At 61.6% G+C, this 15,931-nt stretch carries 14 protein-coding genes; 8 read left to right on the forward strand and 6 right to left on the reverse strand.

Annotated features, from left to right (window positions below):
- Positions 1–318: 318 nt before the first annotated feature.
- From D8U61_RS08045 to D8U61_RS08055, 3 genes are all read left to right on the forward strand, one after another.
- Positions 319–1,677: a TolC family outer membrane protein gene (locus D8U61_RS08045; RefSeq protein ID WP_016771146.1), complete on the forward strand. Its 1,359-nt coding sequence runs from the start codon at positions 319–321 to the stop codon at positions 1,675–1,677.
- A 169-nt stretch (positions 1,678–1,846) separates the two neighbouring features.
- The gene (locus D8U61_RS08050; protein ID WP_130926725.1) at positions 1,847–4,006 is read left to right on the forward strand and encodes a type I secretion system permease/ATPase; all 2,160 of its coding nucleotides are present in this window, start codon (positions 1,847–1,849) and stop codon (positions 4,004–4,006) included.
- A 10-nt stretch (positions 4,007–4,016) separates the two neighbouring features.
- Complete coding sequence (locus tag D8U61_RS08055) at positions 4,017–5,378, forward strand: HlyD family type I secretion periplasmic adaptor subunit (protein ID WP_039761043.1); 1,362 nt, start codon at positions 4,017–4,019, stop codon at positions 5,376–5,378.
- Between the two features lie 34 nt (positions 5,379–5,412).
- Here the strand turns inward: D8U61_RS08055 and D8U61_RS08060 are convergent, their stop codons facing one another.
- A complete protein-coding gene (locus tag D8U61_RS08060) occupies positions 5,413–6,009 on the reverse strand; it encodes a DTW domain-containing protein (protein ID WP_130926726.1) in 597 nt (198 codons plus the stop codon).
- A gap of 6 nt (positions 6,010–6,015) precedes the next feature.
- Entirely contained in the window at positions 6,016–6,909 is an 894-nt protein-coding gene (locus D8U61_RS08065) for a LysR family transcriptional regulator (RefSeq protein WP_007956593.1), read from the reverse strand.
- A gap of 395 nt (positions 6,910–7,304) precedes the next feature.
- On the opposite strand from D8U61_RS08065, the gene speB reads away from it, so the two are divergent.
- The 4 genes from speB to D8U61_RS08085 all read left to right on the forward strand — a co-directional run bounded on the left by speB (position 7,305) and on the right by D8U61_RS08085 (position 11,781).
- Entirely contained in the window at positions 7,305–8,255 is a 951-nt protein-coding gene (speB, locus tag D8U61_RS08070) for an agmatinase (protein ID WP_003222717.1), read from the forward strand.
- Between the two features lie 10 nt (positions 8,256–8,265).
- On the forward strand, positions 8,266–8,688 hold the full coding sequence (locus D8U61_RS08075; RefSeq protein ID WP_130926727.1) for a nuclear transport factor 2 family protein: 423 nt from the start codon (positions 8,266–8,268) through the stop codon (positions 8,686–8,688).
- 51 nt (positions 8,689–8,739) lie between these two features.
- Positions 8,740–10,242 (forward strand): cytosine permease, encoded by a 1,503-nt coding sequence (locus tag D8U61_RS08080; RefSeq protein WP_130926728.1) that lies wholly within the window; start codon positions 8,740–8,742, stop codon positions 10,240–10,242.
- 159 nt (positions 10,243–10,401) lie between these two features.
- Complete coding sequence (locus tag D8U61_RS08085) at positions 10,402–11,781, forward strand: sodium:solute symporter (RefSeq protein WP_130926729.1); 1,380 nt, start codon at positions 10,402–10,404, stop codon at positions 11,779–11,781.
- Positions 11,782–11,942: 161 nt separating this feature from the next.
- Here D8U61_RS08085 and D8U61_RS28215 read toward each other — a convergent pair whose 3' ends face one another.
- Together D8U61_RS28215 and D8U61_RS08090 are read right to left on the reverse strand one after the other, a co-directional pair.
- Entirely contained in the window at positions 11,943–12,071 is a 129-nt protein-coding gene (locus D8U61_RS28215; protein ID WP_003184145.1) for a PA1414 family protein, read from the reverse strand.
- A 142-nt stretch (positions 12,072–12,213) separates the two neighbouring features.
- Positions 12,214–13,107 carry a LysR family transcriptional regulator gene (locus D8U61_RS08090; RefSeq protein WP_130926730.1) on the reverse strand — a complete coding sequence of 298 codons (894 nt, stop codon included), beginning with the start codon at positions 13,105–13,107 and terminating at the stop codon, positions 12,214–12,216.
- A gap of 103 nt (positions 13,108–13,210) precedes the next feature.
- On the opposite strand from D8U61_RS08090, the gene D8U61_RS08095 reads away from it, so the two are divergent.
- On the forward strand, positions 13,211–14,392 hold the full coding sequence (locus D8U61_RS08095; RefSeq protein ID WP_016771154.1) for an MFS transporter: 1,182 nt from the start codon (positions 13,211–13,213) through the stop codon (positions 14,390–14,392).
- On the opposite strand, the gene D8U61_RS08100 is transcribed toward D8U61_RS08095, so the two are convergent.
- Positions 14,340–15,269 (reverse strand): DMT family transporter, encoded by a 930-nt coding sequence (locus tag D8U61_RS08100; RefSeq protein WP_125925325.1) that lies wholly within the window; start codon positions 15,267–15,269, stop codon positions 14,340–14,342. The genes D8U61_RS08095 and D8U61_RS08100 overlap by 53 nt on opposite strands.
- Positions 15,270–15,521: 252 nt before the next feature.
- Positions 15,522–15,914 carry a DUF2177 family protein gene (locus D8U61_RS08105; protein WP_130926731.1) on the reverse strand — a complete coding sequence of 131 codons (393 nt, stop codon included), beginning with the start codon at positions 15,912–15,914 and terminating at the stop codon, positions 15,522–15,524.
- Positions 15,915–15,931: the final 17 nt, after the last annotated feature.

The raw sequence follows: 15,931 nt of genomic DNA on the forward strand, positions 1-15,931 counted from the left end.
AATCTGTCGCTCATTCCCCGCTACGCGTCCCTCCCCTTCAGCAGTACTTCGCAGTGTCTCGCAAAGTGAATGGAACTTTCCTCAAGCCTTTTCGAGCTCCCTAAAGCGCATAAAACAAAGGCTTTCGAGCTGAACAATGTGCTGCTTTTGAAAAACCGCATAAGTTTTTTTTGGAATAAACCTTATGAAAATTTTTTCTTAGCTACGCTCTAGGATGTTCTTAGCTCTGTTGTTACAAGAGTGAAACGCTTACACCCTAAATTTACGTCAAATATTTGGCGACAGTAACACAACATTGAGATCCAGGGAGATGCACCCATGCGCGTTTTAACCCCCCTCTGCAGCGCGGTTTTGCTGGCCATGGCTTGCACTTCCCAAGCCCAGGCGATGAACCTCACCGAGGCGATTCAAAGCACCATCGCCACCCACCCGGAGCTGGCTTCGCGCGTGGACGCCCGCCTGTCTGCGGATGAGCAGGTGAAAGTGGCCAAGGGCGGGTTTTATCCGTCGGTCGATCTGAACGCTGCCTACGGGCGCGGCTACAGCGACAACACCAACACCCGTGCCTTCGGTAATCACAACACCGAAATCCTCAATTACACCCAGTCCGAGCTGCGTTTGCGGCAGATGATCTTCGACGGTTTCAACACCGCCAACGAGGTCGAGCGCACCAAGGGCGTGTCCAATTCGCGCGCCTACTACGCGCAAGGCACCGCACAGGATCTGGCCCTGCGCACCATCGAGGTCTACCTCGAAGTGCTCAAGCGGCGTGAACTGGTGACGCTGGCGAAGAACAACCTGCAGGCGCACTTGCGCGTCAACGATCAGATCGGCCTGCGCACCGAGCGCGGCATCGGCAGTACCGCCGACTCCGATCAATCGGTTGCCCGTCGTGCACTGGCGCAGAACAACCTCGACACCGCCGAAGTCGATCTGGCCGACGCCGAATCGAATTTCTACAGCGTGGTCGGACGCATGCCCGATGAGCTGGAAACCCCGGCCTCGACTCGCGGTGAGATGCCGCCGGACCTGCGTGAAGCGCAGCAGAGCATGGTCGACAACAACCCGTACCTGAAATCGGCCCAGGCTGACGTGCAGTCCGCCGAGAGCCAGTACGAAGTGGCCAAGTCGCCGTTCTACCCGCGCTTCGACGCGGAAGCGGCAGTGGGCGCGAACAACAACGTGCAGGGCGACGAAGGCCACGACAACGAATGGCGTGTCGGTGTGGTGATGAACTACAACCTGTTCCGTGGCGGCAGCGACAAGGCACGTCTGGCCGCGAATGCCCACGACATCAACCAGGCGATGGACATCCGCAACAACGCCCTGCGTCAGCTCAACGAGAACATTCGCCTGGCCTGGAACGCCATGGAGAACGCCAAGAAGCAGACGCCGACCGCTCGCGAATACGCCGAAACCACCAAACGCGTGCGCGCCGCTTATCAGGACCAGTTCGGCCTCGGCCAACGCACCCTGCTCGACCTGCTCGACAGCGAAAACGAGCTGTACAACGCCAACCGTCGCTACACCGAAATCCGCTACACCGAGGAATACTCGATGTACCGCGTGCTGGCGAACATGGGCCAGTTGCTGAGCAAGCAACGCGTGGTGCTGCCGGCTGATGCGATTGCCACGACCGAAGTGAAAAACCAGGCGCGCCTGCCCGAGTTGAAATAGATCCTGCAGGACCTGCCGAAGGCTGCGATCTCTGATCGTTCCCACGCTCTGCGTGGGAATGCAGCCCGTGACGCTCCGCGTCACTGGACGCAGAGCGTCCCTAGAGGCATTCCCACGCAGAGCGTGGGAACGATCCGATAACCGAGCCCGTTCAACAGAGGCAATCACTATGACCAGCATGGAACCCGGCGCCACCGGGGTCGATCCGCGCCTGAGCTTCGACGATCCGTTACTCGACGGTCTGCTGATCCTCTGCAAACTGCATGGCGCCACGGTCAGTCGTGCCAGCCTGAGTGCCGGGCTGCCCCTGAACAAACAACGCCTGAGCCTCGATCTGCTGCCCCGTGCAGCCGCGCGGGCCGGATTACAGGCGCGCTTGTTGCGCCGTGAATTGAAAGACATTTCACCGCTGAACCTGCCGATTCTGTTGCTGCTCAACGACGGCCGCACCGCTGTGCTGCGGCGGTTTGGCGAGGATGGCAAAGCCCTGCTGCTGCCCAGCGAAGCCGACGGCGGCGAGCAATGGGTGAGCCGCGAAGAGCTTGGCGAACACTACAGCGGCCAGGCCTTGTTCGCCCGTCCGCGTCACGAACTCGAAGACCTGCGCGCGCCGCTGGTGCCACGGGTAAATGCGTGGTTTCGCGACACCCTTAAACTGTCAAAATGGCTGTACAGCGATGCGATTCTCGCCAGTTTTCTGATCAACCTGCTCGGCCTGATGGTGCCGCTGTTCGTCATGCAGACCTACGATCGCGTGGTGCCCAATCAGGCGACCTCGACGCTGTGGGTGCTGTCGATCGGTTTGCTGATCGGCACCGGTTTTGAACTGGTGCTGCGCGTGGTGCGTGCGCACCTGCTCGACACCGCCGGGAAGAAAACCGATGTGATCCTCTCGGCAACGTTGTTCGAGCGCATCACCGGCATGTCGATGAAAGCGCGGCCGGCGACCATCGGCGGCTTTGCCCAGAGCATTCACGACTTCCAGGGCCTGCGTGAGTTTCTCACCGCCGTGACCCTGACCAGCCTGATCGACTTGCCCTTCGTGGTGTTGATGCTGGTAGTGATCGGCCTGCTTGGCGGCTGGCTGGTGGTGATTCCGCTGCTGGCGTTTCCGATCACGATCATCTTCGCCATGGCGATTCAAGTGCGCCTGCGTGACACCGTGCAGAAAAGCCTGAGCCTCGGCGCCGAGCGTCAGGCAGTGCTGATCGAAACCCTCGGTGGCCTGGAAACCCTCAAGGCCTGCGGCGCCGAAAGCGAGCGCCAGCACAAATGGGAAAGCACCCACGGCGCCCTCACCCGCCTCGACAGCCACGCGCGCAACCTGTCGGCGCTGGCCACCAACGGCACGCTGTTCATCCAGCAGTTTTCCGGGATGGCGACGATTGTTGCCGGGGTCTACAGCATCATTGCCGGCAACCTCAGTGTCGGCGCGCTGGTTGCCACCTACATGCTTGGCAGTCGTGTGCTCGCCCCGCTCGGGCAGATCGCCGGGCTGATCACCCGCTACCAGCAAGCGCAACTGACCATGAAAAGCACCGACGCGCTGATGGCCCTGCCGCAGGAACGCGACGGCAAACAACGGCCACTGGAACGCACGCAGCTGCAAGGCGCCCTCGACGTCAGCGGCGTGACGTTCCACTACAACGGCCAGAACGCACCGGCGCTGAGCGAGGTCAGCTTCAGCCTGAAACCCGGCGAGCGGGTCGGCATCATCGGCCGCAGCGGCTCCGGCAAAAGCACGTTGGCGCGATTGGTCATGGGCTTCTACGAAGCGGAGCAAGGCCAATTGCTGCTCGACGGCCTCGACCTGCGCCAACTGGACGTGGCTGACCTGCGCCAGCAGATCGGATATGTCGCCCACGACCTGCCGATGCTGGCCGGCAGCCTGCGCGACAACCTGACCCTGGGCGCGCGTTACATCAGCGATTCACGCATGCTCGAAGTCGCCGAACTGACTGGCGTCACCGAGCTGGCCCGACAACATCCGCAAGGCTTCGACCGACCGGTGGGCGAACGCGGACAACTGCTATCCGGCGGCCAGCGCCAGGCGGTGTTGCTGGCGCGCGCGTTACTGCTCGATCCGCCGATCATGCTGCTCGACGAACCCACCAGCGCCATGGACAACAGCAGCGAAGATGCACTGCGGCAGAAACTGCATGGCTGGGTGCAAGGCAAAACCCTGCTGCTGGTCACCCACCGCACCTCGATGCTGAGCCTGGTGGACCGGTTGCTGGTGCTGGACAACGGCCGGGTCGTCGCTGACGGCCCGAAAGAAGCGGTCATCGATGCACTGCGCAAGGGCCGTGTCGGCTCGGCGGCGGTCTAGGAGTTACGCCATGCCTGCTTCCTCCGATAGCAACAAGCGCGGTTACTTCGACAGTTTCGGCAAAAGCGCCGAAGCCGAGTTCATGCCGGAAACCGCCGGCGCAGCATTGCAGGATTCGCCGCGCAAATCGCGGATCACCGTGTGGCTGGCGGCAGCGCTGCTGATCGCCGCCCTGGTCTGGGCCAAATTCGCCGTGCTCGAAGAAGTCACCATGGGCGAAGGCAAGGCGATCCCGTCGAGCAAAGTCCAGGTGATCCAGAACCTTGAGGGCGGCATCGTCACCGAGATTTTCGTTCGCGAAGGCCAGATGGTCGGCAAGGGCGACACCCTGCTGCGTCTGGATGACACGCGCTTTCGCTCGAACAAGGGCGAAAGCGAGGCCGACCGTTACGCGCTGACCGCGCAGGTTGAACGGCTGTCAGCAGAGGCCGAGGGACGCCCCTTCAAACTCTCCGCTGAAGTCATCGCCAAAGCGCCGCAAGTCGCCGAGGACGAGCGCTCGCTGTACGAGCAACGCCAACGCCGCTTGGCCAGCGAACAGCGCACCCTCAGTGAACAACTGCGGCAGAAAACCCAGGAACTGGCGGAGTTTCGCTCCAAGCAGGGCCAGTTCAGCTCGAGCCTGGCGCTGCTGCAACAAGAGATGAACATGTCGGAACCGCTGGTCAAAACCGGCGCCGTTTCACCGGTGGAAATTCTTCGCCTCAGACGCAGTGCCGTGGAAATTCGCGGTTCGCTGAACGCCACCACGCTGGCGATTCCCCGCGCCGAATCGGCGATCGCCGAGATCCGCAGCAAGATCGACGAATCCGAGCAGACCTTCCGTTCCGAGGCCGCCAAAGAGCTGAATGAGAAACGCACCGACCTGTCGAAAATCACCGCGTCGAGCATCGCCATCGACGACCGCGTCAGCCGTACCACGGTGACTTCGCCGGTGCGTGGCGTGATCAAGCAGATGAAGGTCAACACCATCGGCGGCGTGGTCCAGCCGGGCAGCGACATGGTTGAAATCGTGCCGCTGGAAGACAACCTGCTGATCGAAGCCAAGGTCCGCCCGCAAGACGTCGCGTTCCTGCATCCGGGCCAGAAAGCCATGGTCAAATTCAGTGCCTACGACTACACGATTTACGGCGGGCTGAGCGCCAAGCTCGAGCTGATCGGCGCCGATACGATCACCGATGACAAGGGCAACAGCTTCTATCTGATTCAGGTGCGCACCGACAAGAATCACCTGGGCGGCGACGTGAAACCGCTGCTGATCATCCCGGGGATGGTGGCGACAGTGGACATTATCACCGGTGAGAAAAGCGTCTTGGATTACCTGCTCAAACCGGTGTTGAAAGCGCGGACCGAGGCGATGCGTGAGCGTTAGCCAATGATCGTTCCCACGCAGAGCGTGGGAACGATCATCTGTCGCCATGGTTACGCTGGAAAACCTCCTCCCCCATCGCCGCAATCTGCCCTTCGATCAGCGCTTCAAACGGCTGGAGCAACGGCGCAAACGTCGTCGGCGCTTCGAGGGTTTCCAGCGCCTGCACGATCGCCTCGATCGTCGATAGCGCCCCCGGCCCCGGTGCCTTGCGCAAGCGATAGCGCGACACGCCGCCCTCGGTCAGGGTCACCCGTGGCAGTGCTGCCAGCAGCGGATTGAGGTGCAACATCTTGCGCGCCTTGCGCCAGGTGCCGTCCGGGACGACCAGCAAAATTGGCTGATCATTCGGTGCGTAAGCCTGCAGCGGCTGCGCATCCTCAGCCGGGAACAACAAGCGCGCGTGATAGCCCGGCCGGTTCAACAGTTTCGGCAAATCCTCGAATACCTCGCCGACAATCAGCTCGGCATTGCTCAGCCCCAGCGCCGCCAGCCGCGCGGTATTGAGCGCGTGACTGACCTCGCTCGGATGCTGCAGCAGCAATACTCGGGTGCGGCTATCGAGGTGCGGAATCAATGGGCACAGGCAATGGGTCTGGGGGCGCAGGCAGCGCGGGCATTGGGCTCGGGACATGATGGGTTACGCCTGATTCAATTGCGCTTTGAGCAAATCGCGGAAAGTCTGGATCAGCGGCTCGCGGCTGCGGCCCCTGCGCATGATCATCGAAAACGGCGCCTGATAACCGAAGGTCGCCGGCAGCAGAACGCGCAGATCGCCCTTGTCGGCCCAGGCCTGCGCGTAGTGTTCCGGCAGGTAACCGATGTAGGCGCCGGAGAGCACCAGAATCAGCTGCGCTTCCATACTTTCCACGGTCGCGGCGCTGTGTTTGAAACCGTGCCGGGCCAGTTCCGCCTGACTCCAGTAACCGCGCCCGACCATCCGTTGCTGAGTGATGACCTGCTCGGGAATGCGCCGCTCGTTGAACAGTGGATGGCGACTGCTGCAATACAGCCAGTGCTGCTCGCGGTACAGCGGCATGTAGACCAGACCGCTCATGCGCGTGGAAAACGCACCGATGGCCAGATCGAGGCGATTGTCCTGCACGCCGAGCTGCAATTCATAAGGACTCATCACCGACAGGTGCAAATGCACCGCCGGGTGTTCCTGGCTGTAGGCGCCGATGGCTTCGGCGAACGGCAGGGCCTTGTCGCTGACCGTGGAATCGATCACCCCGAGATTGAGCGTGCCGCGCAGTTCGCCCTTGAGCGCGGCGGCGTATTGCTCGAAGCCTTCAAGCTCGGCGAGCAGGCGCAGGGTTTCCTGATGGAACAGCTCGCCCTTGCTGGTCAGGCTGAAGCCACCGCGCCCGCGATGGCACAGCACCAGACCGAGCGCGGCTTCGAGCTGGCTCATGTAAGTGCTGATCGCCGAGGTCGACAGGTTGAGTTCCTGCTGTGCATTGGCAAAACCCTGATGACGCACGACGCTGACGAAGATGCGCAGGAGTTTCAGGTCGGGTAAAGCGTTGGCCATGTCTACTCCGGGCTTTGCAACTATGTGTCTGTGGGAAAAGCCCCTCACCCCAGCCCTCTCCCCGAGGGAGAGGGAGCTGATCTCCATGGCTTTCAAATCCTGAGTTCAACTCGATTTTTCAGGTCGATGCAGATTCCGCCAAAAACTCGGTCGGCCCCCTCTCCCTTGGGAGAGGGCTGGGGTGAGGGCAACAATCTTCAGCCCTACACTTCATTCGAACCCACCAAAGTCTAATCCCACCTCTCCCATTAGTTTAGAAAAATCTGAACTAAGTTTTTGCCCGTAGCGATTCTTTCCCGTCACTACATTTCGCATGATCGGCCCCACAGCGGCGTCCGAACCTGTGCTCAACGGCGCGCCGGCATAAATAAAACAAAGACGATGAGGCCCTACCCGTGGACAAGATTCTTCACCAACCACTGGGCGGCAATGAAATGCCGCGCTTCGGCGGCATCGCCACCATGCTCCGACTTCCCCATGTACCGACCGCTGCCGGCCTCGACGCTGCCTTCGTTGGCGTGCCGCTGGACATCGGCACTTCGCTGCGCCCCGGCACGCGCTTCGGGCCGCGCGATATCCGCACCGAATCGGTGATGATCCGCCCGTACAACATGGCCACCGGTGCCGCGCCGTTCGACTCGCTGTCGGTGGCCGACATCGGTGACGTGGCGATCAATACCTTCAATCTGCTCGACGCCGTGCGCATCATCGAAGAAGCCTACGACAACATCCTCGAGCACAACGTTATCCCGATGACGCTGGGTGGCGACCACACCATCACCCTGCCGATCCTGCGCGCGATTCATAAAAAGCACGGCAAGGTTGGCCTGGTGCACATCGATGCGCACGCTGACGTCAACGATCACATGTTCGGCGAGAAGATCGCTCACGGCACCACGTTTCGTCGTGCCGTCGAAGAAGGTCTGCTCGATTGCGACCGCGTGGTGCAGATCGGTTTGCGTGCCCAGGGTTACACCGCCGACGACTTCAACTGGAGCCGCGATCAGGGCTTCCGCGTGGTGCAGGCCGAAGAGTGCTGGCACAAGTCGCTGGCGCCGCTGATGGCGGAAGTGCGCGAGAAAGTCGGTGGCGGTCCGGTATATCTGAGTTTCGATATCGATGGCATTGACCCGGCCTGGGCGCCCGGCACCGGCACCCCGGAAATCGGCGGCCTGACCACCATTCAGGCGATTGAAATCGTCCGTGGCTGCCAGGGCCTCGACCTGATCGGTTGCGATCTGGTAGAAGTCTCGCCCGCTTATGACACCACCGGCAACACCTCGCTGCTGGCCGCCAACCTGCTGTACGAAATGCTCTGCGTACTGCCTGGCGTGGTTCATCGCTGAGGGTCGGGTCATGCACGCACGTGATCAGGTTCTGCATGCGGCCGCCGAGTTGGTCGCCGCGTTTGCCCGTAATGATCGCGAAGCCTACTTCGGTGCGTTCAGCGCCGATGCCAGCTTCGTTTTCTACACCCTCGACCAGCCATTGCTGTCGCGCGATGCCTATCAGGCGTTGTGGGACCGCTGGCGTGCCGAGGATGGATTCGAGGTGCTGTCGTGCACCTCGAGCAACGCCTTTGTCAGCCTGCAGGGTGACGTGGCGATTTTCATCCATGACGTGGCCACCGAGCTGCGCATGCAAGGGGAGCAACACTTCAGCCAGGAGCGCGAGACGATTGTTTTCACAAGACAAGCGTCGAGCCTAGAACAACAAGGCCTATGGCTGGCCTGTCACGAACATTTGTCCGCAATGCCGGAAGGGCTGCCACCCCCTTAGCCAATGGTGACGCTCACGCACGATGAGCGCGCCTGATGATCGGAGCAGATCATGAATAACAACAACAACGAAAAAAGCCTTAGCAGCATCGAAACAAACGGGGTCGAACAGATCCCGGATCATGAGCGCGACGCCCGACCCAGCGACCTGTTTCGCTTGATCTTCGGCGGCGCCAATACGTTTGCCACCGCTGTGCTCGGCAGTTTCCCGGTGCTGTTCGGCCTGTCGTTTCAGGCGGGTGTCTGGGCGATTGTGCTGGGTGTGGTGGTCGGTGCGCTGATCCTGGCGCCGATGGGCCTGTTCGGCCCGCTCAACGGCACCAACAACGCCGTGTCTTCCGGTGCGCACTTCGGCGTGCACGGGCGGATTGTCGGTTCGTTCCTGTCGTTGCTGACGGCGATCGCGTTCTTCTCGCTGTCAGTGTGGAGCTCGGGTGATGCGCTGGTCGGCGGCGCCAAACGCCTCGTCGATCTGCCGGAAACCGATCTGACCCTGGGCCTGGCCTACGGCCTGTTCGCGCTGCTGGTGCTGACCGTGTGCATCTACGGTTTCCGCATCATGCTGTGGGTCAACCGCATCGCGGTGTGGGCCGCGAGCCTGTTGTTCCTGCTCGGTATCTTCGCCTTCGCCCCCGCTTTCGACAGCCAGTACGCCGGCAGCGTGGCACTGGGTCAGGCCGGGTTCTGGGCGGCATTCATCGGCGCGGCGCTGGTGGCGATGAGCAACCCGATTTCCTTCGGTGCGTTCCTCGGCGACTGGTCGCGCTACATCCCGCGTGAGACGCCGAAGGGCCGGATCATGCTGGCGGTGATCGCCGCGCAACTGGCAACGTTGATCCCATTCCTGTTCGGCCTCGCCACCGCCACTATCGTCGCGATCAACGCGCCGGACTACATCGCCGCGAACAACTATGTCGGCGGCTTGCTGGCCGTCTCGCCGAGCTGGTTCTTCCTGCCGGTGTGCCTGATTGCGGTGATCGGCGGCATGTCCACCGGCACCACGTCGCTGTATGGCACCGGGCTGGACATGTCCAGCGTATTCCCGCGCGTGCTCTCCCGGGTCAAGGCGACCTTGCTGATCGGCGTGCTGTCGATCGCCTTCATTTTCATCGGCCGGTTTGCGGCGAACCTGGTGCAGAGCGTGTCGACCTTCGCCGTGCTGATCATCACCTGCACCACCCCGTGGATGGTGATCATGATCATCGGTCTGCTGGTGCGGCGCGGCTTCTACTGCCCGGATGACCTGCAAGTGTTCACTCGCGGCGAACAGGGCGGACGCTACTGGTTCAACCACGGCTGGAACTGGCGCGGTCTGGGGGCGTGGATTCCGAGTGCGCTGGTCGGCCTGTGCTTCGTCAACCTGCCGGGGCAGTTCGTCGGCCCGCTGGGCGAACTGGCCGGTGGCATCGACATCAGTTTGCCGGTGACATTGGGCCTGGCGTCGGTGGTGTATCTGACGCTGCTGCGCTTGTTTCCTGAGCCTCGGGAGGTGTTCGGGCCAACGGATGTGCGCAGTGAAGCCGCAATAAAACCTCAACTGCGTCAGGCCGCCTGACACGAATCCCCTGTGGGAGCGAGCCTGCTCGCGAAGACTTCAGCACATCCAACATTGGTGTGACTGACAGACCGCCTTCGCGAGCAGGCTCGCTCCCACAGGAAGCCTTGCAGACCCCATTTGCTTGACCATAAAAAAGACAATCGGAGACACGCCATCATGGCTTTGGATTTATTCGTCGTACTCATTTATGCCGCTGCGATGCTGATTCTCGGCTACTACGGCATGCGCAACGCCAAGACCCACGAAGACTATCTGGTTGCCGGGCGTAATCTGGGGCCGTCGCTGTACATGGGCACCATGGCAGCAACCGTACTCGGCGGCGCGTCCACCGTCGGCACGGTCCGTCTGGGCTACGTGCACGGCATTTCCGGTTTCTGGCTGTGCGCGGCACTGGGCTGCGGCATCGTCGCGCTGAACCTGTTTCTCGCCAAGCCCTTGCTGAAACTCAAGGTATTCACCGTCACCCAGGTCCTGGAGAAGCGCTACAACCCGATGGCGCGCACCGCCAGTGCGACGATCATGCTCGCTTACGCGCTGATGATCGGCGTGACCTCGATTCTGGCGATCGGCACCGTGCTGCAAGTGTTGTTCGGTCTGCCCTTCTGGATTTCCGTACTGCTGGGCGGCGGTATCGTGGTGACTTATTCAACGATCGGCGGCATGTGGTCGCTGACCCTGACGGACATCGTCCAGTTCGGCATCCAGACAGTGGGCCTGATGTTCGTGTTGTTGCCGATCTGCCTGTACCGCGTAGGCGGCTGGGATCAATTGGTCGCGCAACTGCCGGCGGCCAGCTTCAACTTCACCAGCATCGGCTGGGACACGATCATCACCTACTTCATGATCTATTTCTTCGGCATCCTGATCGGCCAGGACATCTGGCAGCGGGTGTTCACGGCAAAAAGCGAAAAAGTCGCCAAGTACGCCGGCACCTCGGCCGGGATCTACTGCATCATCTACGGCCTGGTCTGCGCCTTGATCGGCATGGCTGCGCATGTACTGATCCCGGATCTGGATAACGTCAACAACGCGTTCGCCGCCATCGTCAAAGTCTCGCTGCCTGACGGCATCCGTGGTCTGGTGATCGCTGCCGCACTGGCGGCGATGATGTCCACCGCCAGCGCCGGCCTGCTCGCCGCGTCCACCACGCTGACCGAAGACCTGCTGCCGAAACTGCGCGGCGGCAAACAATCCAACGTCGCGGTCAGCCGTCTGTTTACGCTGCTGACGGGGATCGCGGTGTTGGGCATTGCTCTGGTCGTCAATGACGTGATCAGCGCGCTGACCCTGGCTTACAACCTCTTGGTCGGCGGCATGCTGATTCCGCTGATGGGCGCGATTTTCTGGAAGCGTGCGACCACTGCCGGGGCGATCAGCGCGATGACGCTGGGCTTTATCACCGCGCTGGTGTTCATGGTCAAGGACGGCATGGACGCGAACACGCCGATCTATTACAGCCTGGGTGTCAGCCTGGTGAGCTTTGTACTGGTCAGCCTGTTCTCGCCGCGCCCGGCGACCGTGGCAACGGCGGTGTGAATCGGCTGTAACGACTTGATGTTTTCTTCAGCGGGTGTGGCGTCGGTGGCCACACCCGTTTTTTTTGCCTGATAAAAAACAAAAGATCGCAGCCTTCGGCAGCTCCTACACTTTGTAGAAACTGCCGACGGCTGCGATCTTGAAATCTCTGATCGCAGGTATTAACGGCGACGTGGCTGGCGTCGGCGCTGTTCGTCGTCCGTGCGAATCGGTACCGGTTGCAGAGGCGGTTCGATCAAACCGAGGGCAACTCCCAAATCGTGCAGCCAGTTCTGGATTTTCTCTTTCATCGTCATGCCCCCTTCAGGGTGGTGCTGAGCGGCCGGAATTCTGAGGCCGCTTCGCACTGATAATAGTCCGAAGTCCTACGCAATGCTCGGCCAAATCCGCAATGATCTGTTACTGAATTGAACAGAATCTGTTGCGATTGGTTCAGGCTGTTTCACGGACGTCATGCAAAGCCACGGGATAGACCGCTTGCTGCACGTCGATCCAGGCATTCAGGTTGGCCCCGGCCATACCCTTGCGCCACATGAGCCATGTTGTCGCACCCGCGAACGGCTCGGCCAACGGATGCACGGCGACGCTTTCGCGACCCGGCAGGCTGGCCAGCATCGACTCGGCCATCAACGCCACACCACTGCCGGCAATCACACAGGCGAGCATGCCCTGATACGACTCAATCTCCATCGGCCGGCCCATCGCCGCGTGGTAATGAGAGAACCACGCCTCCAGACGCATGCGATATGAACAGCCCTGACGGAAGGTGAATACCGAGCGCCCCTCGACATCCTGCGCGCTGTGCACCGGTGGATGGTCGATTTCGGTAATCAACACCAGCCGTTCCTCGCACAGCGGCACGCCATCGAGCCCGGCCAGCTCCAACGGTCCGTCGACCAACGCCGCGTCGAGGCGGCCGGTGAGCAACCCTTCGAGCAATTCCCCGGTCGGTGCCGATTGCACCTGCAAATTCACCATCGGGTATTGCTTGTGATAACGCGCCAACAACGCCGGCAGATGGATCGCCGCCGTGCTGTACATGGTGCCCAGCACGAAATCCCCGGCCGGTTGCCCGCCCATCACCGCCGCACTGGCCTGATCGCGCAGAGCGAAAAGTTTGCCGGTGTAGTCGAGCAGCACCTTGCCCGCCGGCGACAGCTGCAAGCGCTGCCGTTCGCGCACGAACAGTTCGACGCCCAACTGCTCTTCAAGCTGTTTCAGCCGCGTCGACAGATTTGATAGCACCCGATGCAGGCGCTCGGCGGCACGGGTGATCGAGCCTTCCTCGGCGACCGCCTGAAATATCCGCAGTTGGCTGAATTCCACTGCTTTCTCCTGAACAGAACAAGTTACTCACTATTATTCAATTTTAAAGAAAGTCAATCGATCCTAGCCTGACGGTCATTGCTGCCTTGAAGGAAGCCCGACCATGTCGCCGCTGATACGTTTATCCGCCTGTTTCGTTGCCCTGATGATGGCCATGGGCATTGGCCGTTTCGCCCTGACACCTCAGATGCCGCACCTGCTCAGCGAAGGGCAGATCGACCTCACCGCCGCCGGGCTGATCGCGGCGGCCAACTACTTTGGCTATCTGCTGGGTGCTGTGGATGCGATGTTCGCCCAGCGGCCGCAGCAGGTGCAGCGTCGCCTGCATGGCGGGCTGTGGCTGTGCGTGCTGCTGACACTGGCGTCGTTCTGGGCCAACGGTTTCTGGTCGCACCTGCTATTGCGCTTTGGCACCGGGGTGGCGAGTGCCTGGGTGCTGGTGATGATCACTTCACTCAGTCAGCCGCTGGCGGCGGCAGCGGGTCGCCCGCGCTGGGGTGCTCTGGTTTTTGCCGGGCCGGGTCTGGGGATTTTTCTCACAGGCTTGCTGGCGCTGGTCTCACACCGCTTGCAGCAGACATCGGCGACGCTGTGGCTGATTTACGCGGCCGCCGCGTTGCTGATGATGCTCGGCGTCTGGCGGTTGTTACCGCAGCCCACGGGGGTAGCGAGGCCAGCGACAACCCATGTGAACCCAGCGAATCGCGGCATTGCCCGGCTGGCGCTGGTGTATGCGCTGTACGGCATCGGCTACATCATTCCGGCAACGTTCCTGTCGCAGATGGCCAACGCGCAGTTTCACGGCCAGTGGCAGGCGGATCTGTTCTGGCCGTGCTTTGGCCTCGGCGCGGCAATCGGTGTGTGGTTGGTGAGTCTGCGCCGACATGATCCCGAAACCACGCGGCACTGGCTGATGGCGACGTTGTGGCTGCAAGCGGCCGGAGTGTTCGCCTGTCTGCTGGGCAGCGGCGTCGGCCTGGCGTTGGGGGTGATCCTCTGCGGCACGCCGTTTCTGGCCTGCATGCAACTGGTCATGCAGCGTTCGCGAGAGCTGGCGCCCCACGACACTCAGCGCAACGCCGGGATGCTCACGGCGTGCTTCGCTGTCGGCCAACTGAGCGGCCCGCTGCTGGCGGCGCTGAGCAGCCATTTCAGCGGCGGCTTGCAGCCGGCGCTGCTGATCGCCGGTGCCGGCCTGCTGCTGGCCGGCGCGCTGGCGATGCAGGCCAGGGCTACTGGCCCAGCGCCTTGCGCAAACGCCGACGCAGCCACTGTTCGGCGCTGACGAAAGTGATGCCGAGCAGCACCAGCACGGCGCCGATGACGAAGTTCAGGCTCAACTGTTCGCCGAGCAGCAGCACGCCGAAGGTCACGCCGAACAACGGCGTCATGAACGAGAACACCGCAAGGTTGGCCGCCAGATAACGGCGCAGCAGCCAGAACCACACCAGGTAGCTGAAGAACGACACCACCAGGCCCTGGAACAGCACACTGGCTACCGCCACGGTAGTCAGGCTGACGTGGCTGATCTGCCCGCTGAACAACGCGATCAACAGCAGACCGATGAAACCGACCAGCAACTGATAGAACAGGGTCAATGTCACCGGCGCTTCCGACAGTCGCGAGGCGCGCACCACCACAGTGGTCGCGCCCCAACAGGCGCCGGCCAATACGCCGAAGGCATCGCCCAGCAGCATGCGCCGATCAAGGTTGTCCCACGACACACCGCCGGCGAAGGCAATCGCGATGCCGATGAACGCCAGCAGAATCCCCAGCCATTGCAACGGGCGCAAACGCTCGCTGGCCAGCAGGAAATGCACGCCGAGTGCGGTGAAGATCGGCGCGGTATACAAGAACACCGACATATGCGCGGCGGTGGTCAGTTGCAGACCTTCGGCGATGAACAGGAATTCCAGACCAAACAGCGCACCGGCCAGCAAGCCGCCGCGCCAGGTGCTGCCGACCTGATCCCAACCGCCCTTCCAGCAGATCAGCAAACCGACCAGCAACGCAGAAATCCCCGAGCGCCCCGCCGCTTGCATCACCGGCGCGATGTCCGTTGCCGCCCACTTGATCAGGACTTGCTGCACACCCCAGATCAGGCACAGGCCGATCATCACTTGCAGGGCAAAACCGTCGGCATTGCGCCGCTCGGCACTCACCGCAACACCTCGAACACACACAACATGGCAGGCCATCCAATGGTCAGAAAACAGTGTCGGGGATTATCAATCAGATGCGCGGAAAAAGCCGTCTGGAAAAGACATTAAGTTGGTCAGTGGCGTCAGCGCTGAATGGTTGACGGCTGCGCCGTCATTCGCGAGCAGGCTCGCTCCCACAGAGGGTTCGATGAACATGTGGGAGCGAGCTTGCTCGCGAAGAGGTCAGCACTGGCGATAAAGCTTTTGGATCAGTCAGGCGAATCGCTTCGCCACCAGATACCCCACCGTGCAAGCAACCGCCGTCGCCACTGTCCCCCACGCCCAGTCCATCAAACTCACCTGCACCGACCAGTCGCGCAAAGTCGCCCAATTGGTCAGGTCATAAGTGCCGTAGGCCATCAGCCCCAACAGCGCACCCAGCTTCGCCGCCCTCTGCCAGCTCAGCGCCGGCAACACGACAAACACCACGCAGCCAATAACGTACAGGCAATAAAAAACCGCTGCGGGCAACAGCAGCGGTTTTTCCAGCATCAGCGAACCGAGCAGTTCGCGATAGGTCGGCGCCATCAGCAGCCCGAGCCAGATGCCATCGAGCAGCAGAAACGTCAGCAGCGTTGCGACGTAAGCGATCAGCGCCTTTTTCATCGATCCAACCTCTTGTG

The sequence above is a fragment of the Pseudomonas sp. Sample_14 genome (assembly GCF_004307515.1).
Classification (GTDB): domain Bacteria; phylum Pseudomonadota; class Gammaproteobacteria; order Pseudomonadales; family Pseudomonadaceae; genus Aquipseudomonas; species Aquipseudomonas atacamensis.